Below are 875 nucleotides of genomic sequence, written 5' to 3' on the forward strand. Positions count from 1 at the left end.
AGAGCGGCTAACACAACCGATCAACAAACCTCCCGCAGATAATCGCTGCAGCTAATTTCAGCAGCGCTTCATGGGTCTGCAGGCGTCGCTCGAACCGGATGCGCAGCTTGCCAAAGCCTGCAAACCACCCATGAGTGCGCTCCACGACCCAGCGGTGACGGCCAAGCCTTTCACTGCTCTCAATGCCACGCCTTGCGATGCGAATCAGGATTCCTCGACGCCTCAGGTACTCCCGGCAACGCTTGTAGTCGTAGCCTTTGTCCGCATGCAATTTTCCTGGACGTTTGCGTGGCTGCCCCGGCAAACCTTTGACTGCAGGGATGGCATCTATGCACCGCTCAAACAACATCGAGTCATGCCTGTTAGCCCCGCTGACCAAGACGACCAGTGGGATGCCTTGAGCATCTACAACGATGTGCCGTTTGGAGCCGAGTTTCCCTCTATCTGTGGGGTTCCGGCCTGTTTCTTCGCCCCCCGGGGGCTTGGCACCGAGGAGCCATCAATGCTGGCTCGGCTCCAATCGATCTGGTCATGCTCACGCAGACGCACCAGCATGGCTTGATGCAGTTGCTCCCATACGCCTGTCTCATTCCATTGGCGCAGTCGTCGCCAGCATGTCATGCCGCTGCCATAGCCCAATGCTTGCGGAAGGTCTTCCCATGGGATGCCTGTGTGCAACACAAACAAGATGCCGTTGAATGCGGCTTCATCACTGATGGTTCGGTGGCGACGACCGCCTTTGCGGGATGCAATGAACGGGGGAATGAGGGGTTGCAGTTGTTGCCACAACTCTTTGCTGATGGGGGCACGGGACATGAGGCTGCGAAGCATAAATGCATTTGCAGCCTTCAAACTGAAGTAGCGTTAGCCGCTCT

The 875-nt window shown here is 57.1% G+C and carries 1 protein-coding gene; it reads right to left on the bottom strand.

What is annotated here, in order from left to right; genetic code table 11:
• Nucleotides 1-7 precede the first annotated feature (7 nt).
• A protein-coding gene (locus tag HF327_RS21835) for an IS5 family transposase (RefSeq protein WP_198462443.1) occupies nucleotides 8-816 on the bottom strand; the annotation gives its coding sequence in 2 pieces (ribosomal slippage) (nucleotides 8-489 and nucleotides 489-816; 810 coding nt in all).
• Nucleotides 817-875 lie beyond the last annotated feature (59 nt).

This window comes from Comamonas suwonensis (assembly GCF_012844455.2).
Lineage (GTDB): Bacteria > Pseudomonadota > Gammaproteobacteria > Burkholderiales > Burkholderiaceae_C > Comamonas > Comamonas suwonensis.